The sequence below is a fragment of the Eggerthella hominis genome (assembly GCF_014287365.1).
Classification (GTDB): domain Bacteria; phylum Actinomycetota; class Coriobacteriia; order Coriobacteriales; family Eggerthellaceae; genus Eggerthella; species Eggerthella guodeyinii.
Genome location: NZ_JACOOA010000012.1, coordinates 1 through 17,300 on the forward strand (window position 1 = coordinate 1; position 17,300 = coordinate 17,300).

14 protein-coding genes are annotated in these 17,300 nt (G+C 66.6%); 3 read left to right on the plus strand and 11 right to left on the minus strand.

The features are described 5' to 3' along the window. The 6 genes from nrfD (H8S61_RS16730) to nrfD (H8S61_RS16755) form a co-directional block, all read right to left on the minus strand. The coding region (gene nrfD / locus H8S61_RS16730) for an NrfD/PsrC family molybdoenzyme membrane anchor subunit (protein WP_186939786.1) at positions 1–407 on the minus strand (407 nt) is incomplete at its 3' end. An 18-nt stretch (positions 408–425) separates the two neighbouring features. Further along, positions 426–1,055 (minus strand): 4Fe-4S dicluster domain-containing protein, encoded by a 630-nt coding sequence (locus tag H8S61_RS16735; RefSeq protein WP_186939787.1) that lies wholly within the window; start codon positions 1,053–1,055, stop codon positions 426–428. Further along, positions 1,055–3,526 carry a molybdopterin-containing oxidoreductase family protein gene (locus H8S61_RS16740; protein ID WP_186939788.1) on the minus strand — a complete coding sequence of 824 codons (2,472 nt, stop codon included), beginning with the start codon at positions 3,524–3,526 and terminating at the stop codon, positions 1,055–1,057. Before H8S61_RS16740 ends, H8S61_RS16735 begins: the two co-directional genes overlap by 1 nt. A 353-nt stretch (positions 3,527–3,879) precedes the next feature. Then, a complete protein-coding gene (locus H8S61_RS16745) occupies positions 3,880–4,284 on the minus strand; it encodes a GntR family transcriptional regulator (protein WP_101721698.1) in 405 nt (134 codons plus the stop codon). A gap of 5 nt (positions 4,285–4,289) precedes the next feature. Beyond that, entirely contained in the window at positions 4,290–5,261 is a 972-nt protein-coding gene (locus tag H8S61_RS16750; protein ID WP_160943394.1) for a slipin family protein, read from the minus strand. A 22-nt stretch (positions 5,262–5,283) separates the two neighbouring features. Beyond that, positions 5,284–6,198: an NrfD/PsrC family molybdoenzyme membrane anchor subunit gene (gene nrfD / locus H8S61_RS16755; RefSeq protein ID WP_186939789.1), complete on the minus strand. Its 915-nt coding sequence runs from the start codon at positions 6,196–6,198 to the stop codon at positions 5,284–5,286. Positions 6,199–6,360: 162 nt separating this feature from the next. On the opposite strand from nrfD (H8S61_RS16755), the gene H8S61_RS16760 reads away from it, so the two are divergent. Further along, a complete protein-coding gene (locus H8S61_RS16760) occupies positions 6,361–8,007 on the plus strand; it encodes a sensor domain-containing diguanylate cyclase (protein WP_186939790.1) in 1,647 nt (548 codons plus the stop codon). Positions 8,008–8,029: 22 nt separating this feature from the next. Here the strand turns inward: H8S61_RS16760 and H8S61_RS16765 are convergent, their stop codons facing one another. The 3 genes from H8S61_RS16765 to H8S61_RS16775 all read right to left on the minus strand — a co-directional run bounded on the left by H8S61_RS16765 (position 8,030) and on the right by H8S61_RS16775 (position 11,165). Next, positions 8,030–8,881, minus strand: a complete 852-nt coding sequence (locus tag H8S61_RS16765) for a DUF4097 family beta strand repeat-containing protein (protein WP_160943397.1) — start codon at positions 8,879–8,881, stop codon at positions 8,030–8,032. Between the two features lie 15 nt (positions 8,882–8,896). Beyond that, positions 8,897–9,625, minus strand: coding sequence for a helix-turn-helix domain-containing protein (locus tag H8S61_RS16770; RefSeq protein WP_186939791.1), 729 nt, complete (start codon positions 9,623–9,625; stop codon positions 8,897–8,899). 145 nt (positions 9,626–9,770) lie between these two features. After that, positions 9,771–11,165 (minus strand): helix-turn-helix domain-containing protein, encoded by a 1,395-nt coding sequence (locus H8S61_RS16775; RefSeq protein ID WP_186939792.1) that lies wholly within the window; start codon positions 11,163–11,165, stop codon positions 9,771–9,773. A gap of 175 nt (positions 11,166–11,340) precedes the next feature. On the opposite strand from H8S61_RS16775, the gene H8S61_RS16780 reads away from it, so the two are divergent. Together H8S61_RS16780 and H8S61_RS16785 are read left to right on the plus strand one after the other, a co-directional pair. Further along, positions 11,341–11,895 carry a TetR/AcrR family transcriptional regulator gene (locus H8S61_RS16780; protein ID WP_154334847.1) on the plus strand — a complete coding sequence of 185 codons (555 nt, stop codon included), beginning with the start codon at positions 11,341–11,343 and terminating at the stop codon, positions 11,893–11,895. 499 nt (positions 11,896–12,394) lie between these two features. Further along, positions 12,395–13,144 carry a putative endonuclease domain-containing protein gene (locus tag H8S61_RS16785; RefSeq protein WP_186939793.1) on the plus strand — a complete coding sequence of 250 codons (750 nt, stop codon included), beginning with the start codon at positions 12,395–12,397 and terminating at the stop codon, positions 13,142–13,144. Between the two features lie 15 nt (positions 13,145–13,159). Here H8S61_RS16785 and H8S61_RS16790 read toward each other — a convergent pair whose 3' ends face one another. Both H8S61_RS16790 and H8S61_RS16795 read right to left on the minus strand, forming a co-directional pair. Beyond that, complete coding sequence (locus tag H8S61_RS16790) at positions 13,160–15,022, minus strand: hypothetical protein (protein ID WP_186939794.1); 1,863 nt, start codon at positions 15,020–15,022, stop codon at positions 13,160–13,162. Further along, a complete protein-coding gene (locus H8S61_RS16795; RefSeq protein WP_186939795.1) occupies positions 15,019–17,145 on the minus strand; it encodes an efflux RND transporter permease subunit in 2,127 nt (708 codons plus the stop codon). Before H8S61_RS16795 ends, H8S61_RS16790 begins: the two co-directional genes overlap by 4 nt. Positions 17,146–17,300 lie beyond the last annotated feature (155 nt).

Here is a 17,300-nt window from a genome sequence, read left to right on the forward strand (position 1 = left end):
GGCGAGCCGAGGTTCGAGTAGGCGAACAGCTCCCACAGGCGGGCCGGCTGGCCGAGGTCCACCACGACGAACCCGACGGCGAGCACCGTGCAGCAGATCGACGTCCACACGGCCACCTTCGAGATGCCGCCGAAGCCCTTCATCCCGAAGGCGCGCGGCACGCTCGAGATGATGAGGCCGCCGGCCGACAGGCCCACCAGGAACATGAACATGGTGATGTAGAGCCCCCACGAGTCGAGGTTGCGCATGCCGGTCTGCACGAGGCCGCCGGAGAGCTGGACGCCCCACAGCGCGACGCCCGCGGCCGCGATCACGGCGGCCACCGCGATGCCGATATTGAGTCCTTTACCCCCGAACCGGGCAGCAGGAGCCTTGGCGGGCGATGCCGCCGATACGTTCTCAGACATGTCGTTCTCCTTATCTCCCTAGACGAGGTAGTAGACGGAGGGACTGGTGCCGCGTTCGGGCAACAGCTGCATGTACTCGCGATCGCGGATCAGGCGCGACACCTCGGAGTCGGGGTCGTTGAAATCCCCGAAGAAGCGCGCGTACGCGGGACACCCGTCGACGCACAGCGGGTTCTCCCCCTTCGCGATGCGGTGATAGCACATCGTGCACTTCTCCACCACGTGCTTCTGGTGCGCGGGAACGTCCGCGTCGCCCATCGCGTGGTCCACCGAAAACTTCGGCTCCTCCCAGTTGAACGAGCGCACGCCGGTGTACGGGCACGCCGACATGCACATGCGGCAGCCGATGCACTTGTCGTAGTCCTGGCGCACGACGCCGGCCTCCTCGTCCCGGTAGGTGGCGCCCACGGGGCACACCTTCACGCAGGCCGGGTTGTCGCAGTGCTGGCAGGCCACCGTGATGAACGTTCGCGAGGCGGCCTTGTACGCCCCCTTGAACGAGTCGATGCTCTCTCCGCCGTCGGTGAGCACGCGGTTCCACCACAGGCCGTCGGGGATGTTGTTCTCGCTCTTGCACGCGACGGCGCAGGTGTGGCATCCGACGCAGCGCTTCGTGTCGACCACGAAGCCAAGTCTTTGCGTAGTCATTATTCGTTCCCTCCATCCCACTTGCGCACTTCAACGCACGTATCGCCGAACGACGAGTTCACCGCGAAAGGATCCATATGCAACGAGCAGAGCGACGCGAGGTCTCCCGACTTGTACTGGCGCCCTTGCAAGCCCTTCGGGTACTGCAGCATGCCGGGACGCTTGTCCGCGTCGAGCACGGCCCGCGCCACGCCGTGGCCGCGGTCGTTGTACACTTCCACATCGTCACCGTCCACGATGCCTCTCGCCTTCGCGTCATCGGGATTCATGCGCACGATGGGCCCGCGTTCGATCTCGTTCAGCCACACGCCGTCGAACCCGCCCGTGTGGAAACGGCCGCGCGAGTGCTCCGGGATGAGGATGAGGGGGTACTTCTTCATCGCATCGGTTCCCGGCCACGCCTCGAAGGGCGGGTAGAAGCGCGGCAGGCGCTCGGGAGCCACGTCCAGGTCGAGGCCGAGATCGACGCGCGGGAGGGGCTTCTCGCAGTAGAACTCGACCTTGCCCGTCGGCGTGTAGTACTTCCCATCCGCGTATCCCACGCCTGCGGGGATGTAGCGCATGTCCTTCTTCTCGCGCAGCGCGTCGAGCGTGATGCCCTGCGCCGTGAGCGCCGGAAAGTTCAGCTGCTCGCGCAGCCACGACTCGTCGTCGCCCTCGAAGTACGCGCCGATGCCCAATCCCTCGGCAAGCAGCTTGGCCACCTGCAAGTCGGGCTTCGCTTCGAACGCCGGCTCGACGATCTTCGGACCATGCTGGACGTGGTAGGACAGCGTCGCGCCGTACACGTCTTCAACCTCGTAATAGTGCGCCGCCGGCAGAACGATGTCGGAGTACAGCGCCGAGTCGGTGAACGCCACGTCGAGGCAGACGATGAACTCCATCTTATCGATGATCTCGGCGATGATCTTGTTCTTGTCGGGCCTGCCGCCCACCAGCGCCGACCCCCTGATGTAGAGGGCCTTGAACGGCGGATAGTCCTTGCCCTTGAACGTGCCCGTCTCCATCACCTCGGGAAGATGCAGCACCGGGATGGTGGTGGTGAACGTGCCCGTCGGGAACAGGAAACTCGCGTTTCGCATGCCCATGAACGCGGTGGCCTGCACGCCCGCGCCCGGCTTGCCCACCATGCCGGTCACCGCCAGCAGCAAGCCGAGGCCCGAGCCGAACTGCAAGCCGTTGTCGTACGCCTGCGATCCGAGGCCGAACATGTGGGAGACGGGACCGTCCACCGCCAAACGCGCCAGGCGGCGTATGTCGTCGGCGGACATATCGACGATGTCGGCAACGTCCTCCGGCTTGTACTCCTGCACGCTTTCGACCATGAGGCTGTACGCGGTTTTCACCTTGAAGCCCCCGACGGTCCATGATCCCTCGAGCTCGGGGTCGGTCGATTCGGCCGACGACATCTCCTTGCCCGACGCCGCGTCCCACACCACCGGCGGATCGATCATCGTCGGCTTCTTGGTCGTGGCGTTCACCGGACCCTCGGTGGGCTCCACGCCCAGGTCGCTCATTCGCAGGAACTCTTTCGTATCGTCGCGCACGAGGAACGGGCCCACCGTGTCGCGCTTCAGATAGGCGGTGTCCTGCAGGTCTTCCGCGATGATCTCCTGCACCATCGAGAGCATGAGAGCCGGGTCCGATCCCGGACGCACGGTGTACCATTCGTCGGCGTGCGCCGAAACGGTGGTCTCATTGGGGTCGATCGAGATGATCCTCGCACCCTGCTCCTGCGCCTCCATCAGGTAGCGCCAGCGCTGCGTGTAGGTCTCGGAAAGGTTGTTTCCCCACATGAACACCGTTTTTGCGTTGAAGATGTCCTCTTCGAACGGCTCGTTGCCGGGCGCCGTCATGATACCCGTCGCAGGGTTTCCGTACACGCGCTGCAGCCCGTGGTAAACGGCCCAGTCCGCGCACATCTCCACGTTCGTGAATTGCAGGATGTTCTCCAGACGGCTTGCGCCGGAGACGGTGAAGCGCGCGCCCGACGAGCCCGTGCTCACGAGGATGGACTGACCGCCGTACTGGTCGATATAGCCCTTCCATTTTTCCGTGATGGTGGCGATGGCCTCTTCCCAGGAGATGCGCTCCCACTGGTTCTGGCCGCGCTCGCCGACGCGCTTCATGGGATACTTGATGCGCTCTTGCGAGTACATGCGCTGCGGAAGCGAATACCCCTTGAGGCAAGGCCTTCTTCCGAACAGGGCGTCGGGGTCGGGCGACACCTTCACCGCTCGACCGTCGCGCACCGTCACGTTGTAGTTACATGAGAAGCAGCCGCCGAAGTAGCATCGGCCCGGCATGACCTTCTCTCCGGAATCCCCGTTTGCCGTCCCCGACTCCGCGGCCAACGCATGCATAGCAGGAGTTGCGCCGCCCGCCAACGCCGTGGCACCCGCAACAAGACCGGTGGTCTTGAGAAAGCTTCTGCGGGTGAGTCCGGTGTGCGGGTCATTCGTTCCTGACATTTCTCCTCCTCCAAAGATCGTGTCAGGATATCCCCCTCGATCGTCGGCTGGAAGGCGGTGCAGCTGGTGCCTCCCGCGCGCGCAATCCTTCAGGATATCCCCCATCGTGCTCCTGATAAGAATTGGCCAAATCCTTGTGACTGTCACATTATCACAATGACTTGCGACAATCAATCTAAGGGATTAGCCTAGTTGCAGGATAGAGGGGATGGGGCGAACGAATGTTTCACGTGAAACATGGGGGGCTGGGAGGCGACGCAGGTCGCCGCGGGACGGCCCATCGAGTCGCGGGCGCGGCCCCGCGCCACGAGAGGCGGGGCGCGACGGCGGCGATGGGTCGGAACGGCGCGCCCTTAGCGGCCGTTGGCTACGAGCCGTTGGGCGAGCCTTGCCTGCACGAGGGCGAGGATGTCGTCGTCGGCCATGCCCGCGTTGGCGCAGGTGCGGATCAGGTCGTCCACCAGCAGCTCGACGGGGCTGTCGGCGGCGAGGGTGGCGCCCACGGCGTGGCGCTCGGCTACGAACGTGCCCCTCCCCTTGCGCGTGGAGATGTAGCCCTCGCGCTCGAGGTCCATGTAGGCGCGGTTCACCGTGTTGTAGCTGATGTCGAGATCCACCGCCAAAGCGCGCACGGTGGGCAGGCGGTCGCCCGTCTTGTACTCGCCCGAGCCGATGAGGTAGGCGATGCGGTTCTTCACCTGGATCCAGACCGGCAGGCCGCTGTTGTAGTCAAGTTCGAATGAGGCGAGTGGGTTCATAGAGCCTATCTCTCAGTAGTTCGGTCGCCGTTCATCATAGCACTATCCGTGAATCCGTCGCTCATGGCGCTGGGCACGGTGACCACGGTGCCCTTGGACTTCTTCACCGTCTCGTACTGCATGAGCATGGTGCGCAGCTTGAGCGCCGCGCCCGCGTCGCCGTAGGCCTGCGCGGCCTCGGCCAGCATCTCCGCGAGCTCGGCCTCCACGCCGGCCACGGTCATGCGCGCGTTCTTCTCGCGGTCGGCCTGCGCTTCCAGTGACATGACCTCCTGCAGCTCGTCGGGGATCACGATGTCGCGCACCTTCACCGAGATGATGTCGACGCCCCAGCTGGCGGCCTCTTTCTCGATGTCGTCCTTGATCTCGGCGTCCAGCTGGTCGCGGCGCAGCGCCACCTCGGCCACCGTGGAGCGTCCCACCGCCTCGCGCAGGGCCGTCTGGGCGAGGAACGACACGGCCGCGTAGTAGTCCTCGACTTCGGTGCACGCCTTCTCGGCGTCCCACACCACCCAGAACAGCACGGCGTCCACCGTGACGGGCACGAGATCGGCCGTGAGCGTCTTCTCCGCGTAGAACGGCGTGGCGATGGTGCGCTGGTCCACGCGGATGGTGCCGTGCTCGATGATGGGGATGGTGAAGTACAGGCCCGGCCCCACGACGCGGTTCAAGTTGCCGAACCGCAGCACGACCACCTTCTCCCAGGAAAGCGCGATGTGCGTCGACGACAGCACGAGCAGCGCCACCAGCAGCATGGCGACGATGGCCTCGATGCCCACTTGGCCCGTTGCCGCGTAGGCGACGCCCAGCACCACGGCGCACGAGGCGATGAACACCGCGATGTTGAAGATGACCGCGCCGTTGCGCGACGATTTGCGCGGCACGTACGAGGTTGCCGCCCTGATCTCGGCGTCCTTGTCGCGCACGTCGTAGGGCGCGTCCTTCGCGAACCGCTCGCTTGCCCGTCGTTTCGCCATCGCTCTCGCTCCTTATCCCCGGTTATCCCTGCTGTCCGAACCCTGCAAGCCCGTACAGCGCCTCCGGCATCTGCGTCACATCGTACGCGCCCGCGCCGACGATGCACCAGCGCAGCGCAAACCCCCCAACCAGCAGCAATGCCGCGATCCACAGCAGCTGCGTGCGGCTGTTCCCGTGCGTCAGGAAGCGCTCGAGCACGAGCGGCACGGCCAGGCCGCACACCGCGAGCACGCCCCAGAACACGGGGGCCAGCTCGCCGAGCACGAGCGCGCGGGCCGCCGCGACCGTCCCCTCGCCCGCGAAAGCGAGCAGCAGGAAGACGGCCAGGCAGCCCGCTTCCACGAGCACGATGCCGCCGTCGACACGCGCGAGCCACACGAGCGGCCCGCGGTACGGGTGCCGCGTCTCCACGAACGACGCCGCCAAAAACGCCACGGCGATGCCGCACGACGCCGACGACAGCACGAACAGCGCCGGCACGAACGGCGTGCGCCACAGCAGCACCGACGCGAGGCTCTCCAGCAGCACGCCGGTGTAGGCCGCCGTCGCGCCCGCCGCCGCGACGCCCGCCGCCGCGAGGCACACGACCGCGACGCGGGGCAGGCGCACGGTGTCGAACAGCGCGAACGCCGAGAACGCCGCCGCAAGCACCAGCGCGGCCGCAAGCGCGAACGACCCGACCGCCATCGCCGACGGCTCAGGCGAGGTCAGCAGGTGGAGCAGGCGGTCGGGACGGCCGAGGTCCGCGAGCAGGCACAGGATGCCCGTCGCCAACGTCACCGCGCAGACGGGCCACCCCCGCGCGAAGAACTCCTCGGGCATGGCGAGCGCGCGCCATCGCAGCGCGCGAGCGCACTCGAGCACGCACAGCACGGCGAGGGCGCCCGCGCCGGTTCCGCCCAGGAAGAGATAGCCTATCGTGAGCGCGTTGAACATGCGACGCCCGTCCCCTTCGAATTGTCGCAATACAGCAATTCATTGGTATTATAGCACCAGGCGAATGCTGCTTTCCCGGCAATCGACGCGCAGAGGATATTTCGCTCTAGCATATCGTTCAGAGCAGAGTACAATGTGCTCAATCAACGAGGAGGGGGCGCCATGTACCGGAAAACGCTTCACATCAACCTGTTCGGCGTCTCCGGCCCGCTCGTCGCGGCCTTGCAAGGCATCGCGCCCCTCGAGCGCTTCACCCACGAGCTCAGCGCCCTCGACGATTGGGACGACGACGCGTTCCTCGCGGGCGACATCGTGATCGCGGACGCCGCCCTGCTCGAGAAGGCGCACGGAGCCTCCCGCCCCTCCCGCGCGCTCAAGGCGCTCTCCTCGCAGCGACGCCAGCAGCGCGGCGAATCGTTCAGCGCCTTCGTCATCGTCGCCGATGCCGGCACGCTGGCCGCCTGGGACGCCGACGACTACGCGCTGGTCGACGCCGCCTGGATCGCACCGCTCGACGAGACGCGGCTCGCCTTCGAGTTCGCCCGCCTGCAACGCGAGGCCCTGCTGGCGTCCGACCTGCGCCTGACCCGCACTTACCTCGACACCGCCATCGACTCCACGCCCGAGCTCATCTGGTTCAAAGACGCGCGCGGCTCCCACCTCAAGGTGAACGACGCGTTTTGCGCCACCGTGGAGAAGACGAAGCGGCAGGTGGAGGGTCGCGGACACTACTTCATCTGGGACATCACGCCCGAGGAGTACGCAACCGGCGAGTACGTGTGCCTGGAATCCGAGGACGAGACGATGGAGGCCGGCCGCACGTGCCTGTTCGACGAGCAGGTGAAGACGAAGCGCGGCATGCGGCAGTTCAAAACGTACAAGTCGCCCCTGTTCGACGAGGACGGGCGCACGATGGGCACCGTGGGCATCGCGCACGACGTGACCGACCTGGGCAACATCGCCACCGAGCTGGACATCCTCATCAACGCGCTGCCGTTCTCGGTGGTCATCGAGGACGCGGACGGCATCATCCTCAACGCGAACCGCGAAACCGAGACGTACTTCAAGGTGGATCGGCACCGCATCGTCGGCAGGCACATCAAGGACTGGCGGCGCATCGTGTTCGGCGACGAGCTCGCCCAGCAGCGCCAGATCCACGAGGATCGCGAGTTCGAAGCCGTGATCGACGGCGAGCGCAAGGTGCTCGAGATGAACAAGACCCCCATCGTGGACGTGTTCGGCAACAAGACGGGCCAGATGCGCATCTACCGCGACGTGACGGAGGCGCGCAGGCTCGAGGAGCGCGCCGTGATGAACGCGCGCACCGACTATCTGACCGGGCTGTACAACCGGCGTTACTTCTACGAGTACCTCGAGGAGCGCGACCGCGCCGAGCCGCTGTCGCTCGTCACGCTCGACCTGGACGACTTCAAGGACATCAACGACCAGTACGGCCACGCGGTGGGCGACGAGGCGCTGCTGAAGGTGGGCACCCTGCTGCGCCAGACGTTCCCGGAAGGCCTGGCCATCCGCTGGGGCGGCGACGAGTTCGTGGTGGCGGTGTTCGGCGAACGCGATCCGCGCGAGCTGCGCGAGCAGGCCGAGGGGCTGCTGGCAAAGCTGTGCAAGCGTTCCACGGTCGACGAGCACGCGCGGCCGCTCACGGGCAGCATCGGCATCGTGACGTCCGACGATCAGAACTTCTCCATCGACGAGCTCATCCGACGCAGCGACGAGGCGCTGTACCGCGCCAAGCGCGCCGGGAAATCGCAATGCTGCGTGTACGGCGAGGGAGAGCCGACCCGCTAACCGGCCCTCCCTTCCGCTTCCGTCAGTTGCTCGAGTCGATGCGGAACTCGCCGCTGGCGATGTGCGCGTTCACGCTGGCGCTGCCGTCGCCGCTCGTGTACACGTTGCCGTTCTGCGAGAACGAGAACGCGCTGGTGAAGTCGCCGGACGCCTTGTCGATGCGCGCGGTGAACCCGCTGTCGCGAGGCACGGCCACCCCCACCTCGCCGCTGGCGATGTCCACGTCGATGGACGAGGGGCATACCTCCTCGCACACGACGCGCGTCTCGCCGGACGCCGTGCGCACGTTCACCCGATCGGGGAAGCGGCCCTCGACGTTCAGGTGCCCGCTGGCGACGTCGACGCGCAGCTCGTCCGCCCGCAGGTCCAGCCCCGTCAGATCGCCCGACGCAAGCTGCAGCTTGAGCGATTCGCAGCCGAGGCCGCTCACGTCGTAGTCGCCCGACGCGCCGTCGATGTCGACGGTGCCCAGCTGCTGGGCGTAGCTCTTCGGGATGCGCACCTCGAGGCTCTTGCGCCCCATCAGCGCGGAGCACGAGAACCACTGGCCGTAGTCCACGTTGAGCGTGTCGCCGCTGACGGACCAGCGCATCTGCTGCGCCTTCGTCGCGCCGCCCGTGGACGTCTCGATGAGCTCGATGGCGTCGCCGCCGTCGGTCACGCCCACCTTGACCTCGCCGGCGCCCCACTTGATGGACAGGTTCTTGACGTCGGCCGCGTCGACGCTGGCCGAGCCCATGCTCGTCTCTCCCCAGATGCCGCTGCTCAGACGCCAGGACGAGCAGCCGCCGAAGCCGATGGCGCCCAGGATGAGCGCGCCGAACACGATGATGAGCGCGATTTTGACATACGACGCCCCCGTTAGTTTCGTCATGATGAGACCCTTTCGCTAGCGCCGGTTCGACCGGTAGTTCGGGTCGTTCTCGATGATGTGCGCGATCCAGTAGTACAGCGGGATCGTGAGGAACAGGATCCAGCCCGGATGCCACCAGCCGAACAGGAAGCCCAGCACCATGTACGCGAACACGCAGAACACGGGGTACGGGAACGTCGACCAGGGGCCGCGCTGGCGGCGCTGCTGATTGCCGTAGGATTCGGGGGCCTGCGGCGCGTAGGGAGCCTGCGGCTGCTGAGGTTGCTGGGGTTGCTGGGGCGTGGGGGCCGCGCCGTAGAAGGGCTGCTGGACCGGTTGGGGCTGCGGTTGGGGCTGCGGCTGCGGGGCCTGGTGCGCCTGCTCGGCCGTCGCGCGGGCCTGCGCCGCGGCCACGGCCGCCTGCGCCGCGCGCACGGCTGCCTCGTTGGCGCGCACGGCGGCTTCCTGCGCCTGGGCCTCGGCGGTGACGTCCTTGTCCTTCTCCTCGAACAGAACGTCGTCCACCACGTCGTCGTCGATGCACAGCAGGTCGTCGATGGACACGCCGTACAGCTTCGCGAGCGCGATGAGGTTTCCCGTGTCGGGCGACGACTCGGCGCGTTCCCACTTCGACACCGCCTGCCGCGACAGCCCGAGCTGCTCGGCCAGCTCCTCTTGACTGTATCCTTGCTCGCGTCGCATAGCAGCTAAGCGCTGGGCAATCTCGACGTTCATGAACGATCCCTTCTTCGACGTTGGGGACATGGTGTCCGCTCCTTCTCGATTCCCAGCCTACGGTTGCCTGGCTCGTTGCACCAGCATGTCTGGTTATCATTTTACGCAACCGCCGGTTGCATACGCCTGCGAAGTGGGATTTCGTGACATTTGTCACGCTGAAATTCGCCTTGCATCACCTCCTTTCGGCAATGACCGAGGCGAGGTCGCGGTTGGGCTCGTCGGCATCGGCATCCCAGGCAGGCGACGCGTAGAGGCCGAAGGTGCCCGATTCGAGGGCGACGTCGTACACGATCTCGTCCTGCGTGCGCACGAGCGGGCTCGCATCGGTTTGGACGCCGAGATCGCCCGCCCAGCGATAGGCCTGCGCAGCCGAGTCGCGCTCGCGCTCGAGGGCGAGGGAGCTTTCGAACCGCGCAGAATCGGCATCGGGGTCGACGTCGCTCGGGGCGGCGAGCGAGACGTGCGCCGTGCACCCTTCGGCGGCATTCGGCTGGCAGATTGCGAGCGCGCCGCGCTTCACCGTCGCCTCCGCGCGAAAGCCTTCGCCCTCGCGCAGCGCGCCGTCCGTGAGCGTGGCGAACACGTTGCCGCCGTCGAGCGCGAGCTTGAACGAACGCGAGCCCGCACGCACATGCGCGGTGCCCTCATCCACCGCGAGGTCGAGCTCCTCGACGTCGAGGCCGTGCCCCGCGGGCGCGGATTCTTCGGGTGGATCCTCCCGATCGTCGAGCACGCCGTTGCGCAGGACAACCTCCAGTCGCCGTCCGGCAAGCCGCGAAACCTTGAACGTCGCCGTGCTCGTGTTGAGCGTGAGCGTGTCGAACGACCAGCCGCCCGTATCGTAGCCGCGCTCGTCTTTCGCATCGTCCATCGGCAGCCAGATGGTCAGGTCGCGCCCTGCCGACGGGTCGTCCCAGCCGCGCGCGTCGCCGTCCCAGAGATGCAGCGTGCCGTCCTCGATCTTGTACGAGGCACGCATCCCTTCCCCTGCTAGAACCGACTCTTCCACGGTGAGCGGGAAGAACGAGCTCGTGGGGACGAACTCCACCGTACCCGCCGGCCATTCGAGCACGACGTTCCGGAAACCGACCGTGTTGAAGTCGCGCCCGCGGATCTCAGGGTAACCCAACAGGCGCTTGATGCCGCTCTTGAGGTCGAGCTGCCCGCCCGGGTAAGGGACGGTGCCCGACCCCAAGAACGCTCCCGCGGCAAACGCCGCCGCCACGCCCAAGCCGATGGCGGCGCGGCGAGTCCATCGACGCGGAGAACGAGGCGCAAGCGGGTCGGCCGATGCCGAATCGTCGGGCTGGCCGGGCTCGACGAGCGTCGGCTCCCTATCGGCTGCGGGCTTCGGCTCTGCGCCGCGACCCGGGCGCACGAGCTCGTCGAGCGACACGCCGTAGAAGTCGGCCAGCGCGACGAGGTTCTCCGTGTCGGGCGACGACTCCCCGCGCTCCCACTTGGAGACGGCTTGGCGAGACAGGCCCAACGCGCGCGCCAGCTCGCCCTGCGACAGGCCGCGACGGCGACGCATCTGGGCGAGGCGCTCGGCGATATCGAGGTTCATTGGGAGGGCTCCTTCCCCGCTTCCAACAGGCGACATCCCGATCATAGCGACCGCTGGCGCGACGCGCCAGTAATTCCAGTGCGCACTTTGACAACTTGCAGTTGTCGGCTTTCGATCAGCGCCGACAGGCCTCGCATGCCCTATAATGGAGCGAGCGAATCGAAGGAGGCGTCGCATGGAAACCGACAAGATCGACCGTCGCGTGCAGTACACGAAGCGCGCCCTCACCACCGCCCTCATCGACCTCATGCGCGAGAACCACATCTCCAAGATATCGGTGAAGGCGCTGTGCGTTGCCGCCGACGTGAACCGCAGCACGTTCTACGCCCACTTCCGCAACCAGTACGATCTGCTGGCGCATGTCGAGGCCGAGGCGCTCGGCGACCTCAAGGCGCGGCTGCTGGCCGACAACGAGCCGCGCACGCGCAACGTGGTGAAGATCCTCGAGTACGCGAAGGAAAACGCCGACGTGTTCATCATGCTGCTGGACGAGAGCGACGGCAGCTTCCAGCAACAGATCATGGAGCTGGCGCACCTCGTGGATTTGCAGATGTCGGACGCGCCCGGCGCGGTGGAGGCCGACAACCTCGAGTACATGTACCTGTTCGCCGTGTCGGGCGCCCTCGGCATGCTGTCGCATTGGCTGAAGAAGGGCACGCCGCAATCCCCCGCCGAGATGTCGGAGCTGCTGCTGCGCATGATCCAGCACGGCATCGAGGAGCGCGTGTAGGAAACCGAGGGGTCGCCGGCCAACGTCATCGGCGCTGCGTTGCCTCCCACTCGCGATCCCCAGTCGTGATCCCAACGTCGGCGGTGCAGGGCGCGTTTCGCGGCAGAAATTTGCGGTTTAGGCACGGAAACGGGAGGCTTCTTTCGAGTACGCATCGGAACCGCTGGAGAAACGCCAGGTCAGATTTTTCCATCGCTGAAAGAGGCATGTGAGTCATCGCACAAGCGTGCCTAAACCGAAAATCTCTGCCAGATTACGATAGGATGACCGAATGGATATGCTTATCGGATACGAATCGGCGCTGAAGTATTGGAGGACGGTAGGACCTCGCTTCCTGCGCGGCTACGACGCGCGGCAATCGGCGACGAGACGCGCTCGACGCGCCGCAGCATCGAAGGAGCGACCGGCCCTTCCCGAGGGCAACCGACGCCCCGCCGGATGCATCCTTCCCCTGGAGGTGCTGGTGGGCGACCCCGGCATCCGGACGAGAACGCCTAGCGTGACCAGCTGTTTCTGGTCGTCCGACCTTCCCGAACGGTCGTTCATCGACGCGGGCAACGGGTTCCTCGTCAGCACGCCGGAATTCTGCTTCCTGCAGATGGCGAACCGGCTGTCGGTCACGCAGCTCATGATGCTGGGATACGAGCTGTGCGGGACGTACGTCCTGGTCGACAAGGGACCGGCACCGCGAAGGGATGCGCCGCTCACCACGGTTGCCAAGCTACGGGCGTTCGCCGAGGGAGCCCCGAACGCACGCGGGCGGAAGAAGGCGCTGCGAGCTTTGCGCTCTGTGCTGGATCGGTCGGCGTCGCCCATGGAATCGGTGCTCGCCATGCTGCTGAGCCTGCCGTACAGCCTGGGCGGCTACGGGCTGGCGCAGCCGTCGCTGAACTTCCGCGTGGACGTGCCGCCCCGCTTCCGCAAGCTGGCCGACCGCACGTACTGCGCATGCGACCTGTGCTGGCCCGAGGCGCGCTTGGCCGTGGAATACGACAGCAGGCTGCACCACGCCGATCCCGAACGACAGGAAAGCGACGCGCGGCGACGCGGCACGCTCACATCCCTCGGGTTCACCGTGGTCACCGTTTCCCGGGCGCAGGCGATGGACAGCGGCTCGTTCAACCGCCTCGCCCATCAGCTGGCCAAGCTCTTGGGGAAGCGGTTGCGCTACGTCGACCCGGGATTCACGCACACGCATCTCGCCTTGCGCGACGAGCTGTTGGAAGCCGTCGGGATGCACGCGAGCTGAGGAGCCGAGAGCGGCCTACCCCTGGAACAGGGCGATGAAGCGGTCCCAGATGGTCTGCTCCTGCTCGGGCTCTTCCTCTTCGGGGGCTTCGGGCTGCTCGATGGCTGCCGTGGTCATGACGAACTGCACGGCCTCCACGTCGGCGTTTTGCGACGACATGAACGAGACGGGGTCGAACTCCGGGAAGTCGTAGTCGGCCATGAGCTCGGAGATCTGCTCTTTCATGGTGTCGGGCAGCGTGATGGTGGACGCGTTGAGCTGGCCCATGCCGCTGCTGAGCTCGCCCGCCCCGCTGGCCAGCTGGCCGGTACCGCTGGCGAGCTGGCTCGTGCCGGACGACAGCTGGCTGTAGTTGCCGGCAAGCGCCGACAGGCCCGACGCGTACTGCGTCAGCCCCTCGTGGAACTGGCCGTACTGGCCGGACAGCTGCGCGATGCCGTCGGCCAGCTGGGAGAGCTGGTCGAGCTGCCCGCCGCCGACGGCGGCGTCGAGCGAGGAGGCCATGGAGCGAAGTGCGGCCTCTTGCTGGGCGAGGGCATCCGGCAAGGAGCCGAGCAGCTGGCTCGCGCCGTCGAAAGCCGCTTTCGTCGCGGCGTAGGTGCCCTTGACGGTTTGGGCGGCCTCGTAGTTCGCGAGCAGCTGATTCAACGTCGCGGCGTCGTCGGGATTGCCCGACGCGCTCGCAGCTGCGGCCAAGCTCCCGATCTGCTCTGCGGTCAGCGTGCCGTCGGGAATGGAAGCGATAGCCCCGTCAAGCGCGGGAAACGCCTGGGCATACCCTTGCTGCACGAGCGTCGCATTCTTCGCCAGCTCCCCCAACCCATCCGCCAACGCATTCAACCCGCCGGGCAGCTGCCCCAGCTGGTCGAGCTGCGAGAGGTCCGCGCCCTGCAGGCCGCTGGCGATGGCCGAGAGCGCGCTGCCGATCTGGCTCGAGGCGCTCACCAGCTGGCTCGACGAGCCGTTCAGCTGGTTGAGCCCCTGGCCGAACGCCGCGGAGCCCGACGACAGGCTCTGCGCGCCGCTGGTCAGCTCGTCCACGCCCGCCGCCAGCGACGAGGTGCCGTCGGCCAGCGCGCTCACCGCGTCGGACAGCGTGCTCATGCCGTCGACCATCTCGTCGGTGTCGGGCATCTCGATGACCGACGAGTACGGCAGCGCGGCGATCTGCGCGCCCGTCATCTCGAAATCCTTCACCTTGGCCGTGAGCGTGAAGTCGCCGTCCTGGCCGGGCAGCACGGTGAACGCCACCGTCGTGTCTTCGCCGGATTGCGCGATGGTGGCGCCCTCGCCCGCCACCTCGGATGCCACGGCGCCCGGCAGCGTGAACGTGATCTGCAGCATGAAGCTGTCGTAGAACGCGGGGTCGACGGCGTCGTTGCGCGCGGTGGTCACGTGGATGGACAGGTCGCCCGAGGCGCCGGCCAGCTGATCGGCCTCGACCTTCTTGCCGTCCAGCTCGTAGGCGATCGACACGTTCCACGGCAGCGTGGTGTCGGCGGCGTCGCCCTGGTAGTACAGCGTGCCCTCCTCGGCCTCGAACGTGGTCGCGTCGCCAGCCCGTGCCAGCTCGGTCTCGTTCGTGAGGTTCTGCACGGCCGTGTAATCGCCGTGGTCGACGACGGTGCCCGCCGCCTCCACGTCGAAGCGGTTCACCACGTACACGGCCTCCGGCTTGCCGTTCGCGGCCAGGGTGGCGTACACCACCTCGGACTTCTCGTACGTCGCGGCGGGCGCGGAAGCTGCCGAGGTCGACGCGGCTTTCGCTTGCGCGGCACCGTCCTGCGCAAGCGCCATCGCGCCGGGCACGCAGGTAGCGGACAAGGCCACGGTCAAAACCGCGATCAGACCGGTTCGCATGGCGGTATGCTTTTTCATGATGCATCTCCTTCGGACGCGGGGAGCGGGTCGGGGATCGACGCGGGGTTCGCGGGCTCTGGGTTCGCGGGCGCGAAGTTCGCGCGCCAGGTGGTGCGTCGGATGACGCGGTCGAGCAGCACGAGCAGCGCCGGCAAGAAGCACGTGACCAGCGCCAACGACAGCAGCGCGCCGCGCGCCAGCAGCAGGCCCAAGCTGGACACCGCCGACATGCTGGACGCGAACCCCAGCGCGAAGCCCGCGGTGGCCAGGATGCTGGCCGACACGAGCAGCGACGGGAACGTCTCGCCCAGCGCGAGATGTGCGGCCTTGCGGGCCGGGACGCGCTGGCGATGGCGCAGGTAATGCGTGGTCAGCAGGATGCCGTAGTCGATCGTGGCGCCCAGCTGCACCGTGTTGATGACGAGGTAGCCGATGAAGTTCACCGACTCGCCCGTGAAGTACGGGATGGACAGGTTGATCCAGATGCCCGACTCGATGGTGAGCAGCAGCACGAGCGGCAGCGTCAGCGAGCGGAACGTCACCAGCAGCACCAGCAGGATGGCGACGATGGCCACGGCGCTGACCACCACGTTGTCCACGGCCACGATGTTCTTCATGTCGTAGAGGTTCGCAGATTGGCCGGCCGTGTAGTACGTGTCGTAGTGGTTCGCAGCCGTCTGTTGGATGGCCTCCACCGTGGCAAACGCCTCGTCGCTTTCGGTGTCGGTGCTGGTGTAGGCGATGATGCGCGCGTAGTTCGGCGAGTAGAACTGGTCGACCACGCTCTGGTCGAGGAAGCCCTGCGGGATGGCGGCGCCCACGGAGGCGGCGTACGAGATGACGCTCGTCACGTTGTCGAGCTTCGCCAGGTCGTCCGACAGGGCGGCCTCCGCCGCCACGTCGCCGCGCGGCACGAGCACCACCACGGCGTTCTGCTGGCCGAACTCGTCCTGCACCATGAGCGTGTCGGCGCCGGCGCGCAGGTTCGGGTCGGGCTCGCTGTTCTGGTAGGTGAACACGGTGTGGGCCTGCCCCAGGAACGCGGGCACCACGAGGGCAAGCACGAGGATGAGCGCCGGCACCCGCACCTTCGACAGCACCGTGCCGATGTTCTTGAACGAGGGCATGAACGGCCGATGCTTCGTCTTGTCGATGAGCTTGTACAGCGTGAGCGTGACCGCCGGCAGGAACACCATGACGGTGAAGAAGCTGAAGATGATGCCCTTCACGAGGTTGATGCCGAGGTCCGCGCCGATCTGGAACTGCATGAACGCGAGCGCGGCGAAGCCGAACAGCGTGGTGACCGCGCTGGCGGCGATGGTGGACAGCGATTTGCGCATGGCCGCGGCCATGGCCTGCTCCACGTTCGGCGTGCGCTGGCGCTCGGCCGCGAACGCGTGCAGCAGGAAGATGGCGTAGTCCAGCGACACGGCCAGCTGCAGGATGGGGCTCACCGAGAACGTGATGAACGACACCTCGCCCAGCACGATGTTCGTGCCCATGTTGATGAGGATGGACACGCCGATGGCGGCGATGAACAGCACCGGCTCGATCCACGACGTGGTGGACAGCACGAGCAGCAAGAGGATGATGGGCACGAGGATGAGCGCGGCGTTGCCGGCTTCCTCCGACGTGCTGGCCGTGGTCTGCGCCGTGTCGGACGCCTCGCCCGACACGGCGTTGCCCGGGCCCGCCTCGTCGACGAGCGCGCGCAGCGCGGGGATGGCGGCGCCCTCGGAGCCCTCGGCCACGGTGACCTGGAACAGCGCGGCGCCGTCGCGATAGTACGTCTCCACCGTGGAGGCGTCGGCCATCTCAAGGGGCACGGTGACGTCCACGACGTCGTCGAGCCACATGACGCCCTCGACGCCGTCCACCGCGGCGATCTTGTCCTTGAGCGCGAGCGCCTGGGCCAAGCTCACGTCATGGACGAGCACGTTGGCGTTGGGGACGGCCTGGGTGAACTCGTCGTTCATGATGGCGACGGCCGTGGTGGATTGGGCCTCGTCGGGCAGGTAGTCCACCATGTCGTAGTTGACGCCCACGAACGGGATCATGGCCGCGCACACCACGGCGACGGCCAGGAAGGCCCCCACGACGGCTTTGCGTCGCGCGATGATACCGTTGATGATGCGATCCATACCCGCCCGCCTGTCCGCTTCGTCCGCGCGCCGTGTGCGCTTAGCTATCCTACATCATGCATGATAACCAACACGGTGTAGCGAAACAACCGACACGGCATGCTCGAACTGCCCGTATTCCAACACTTTGCGAACGTTCTGTCGGGCATTCACAA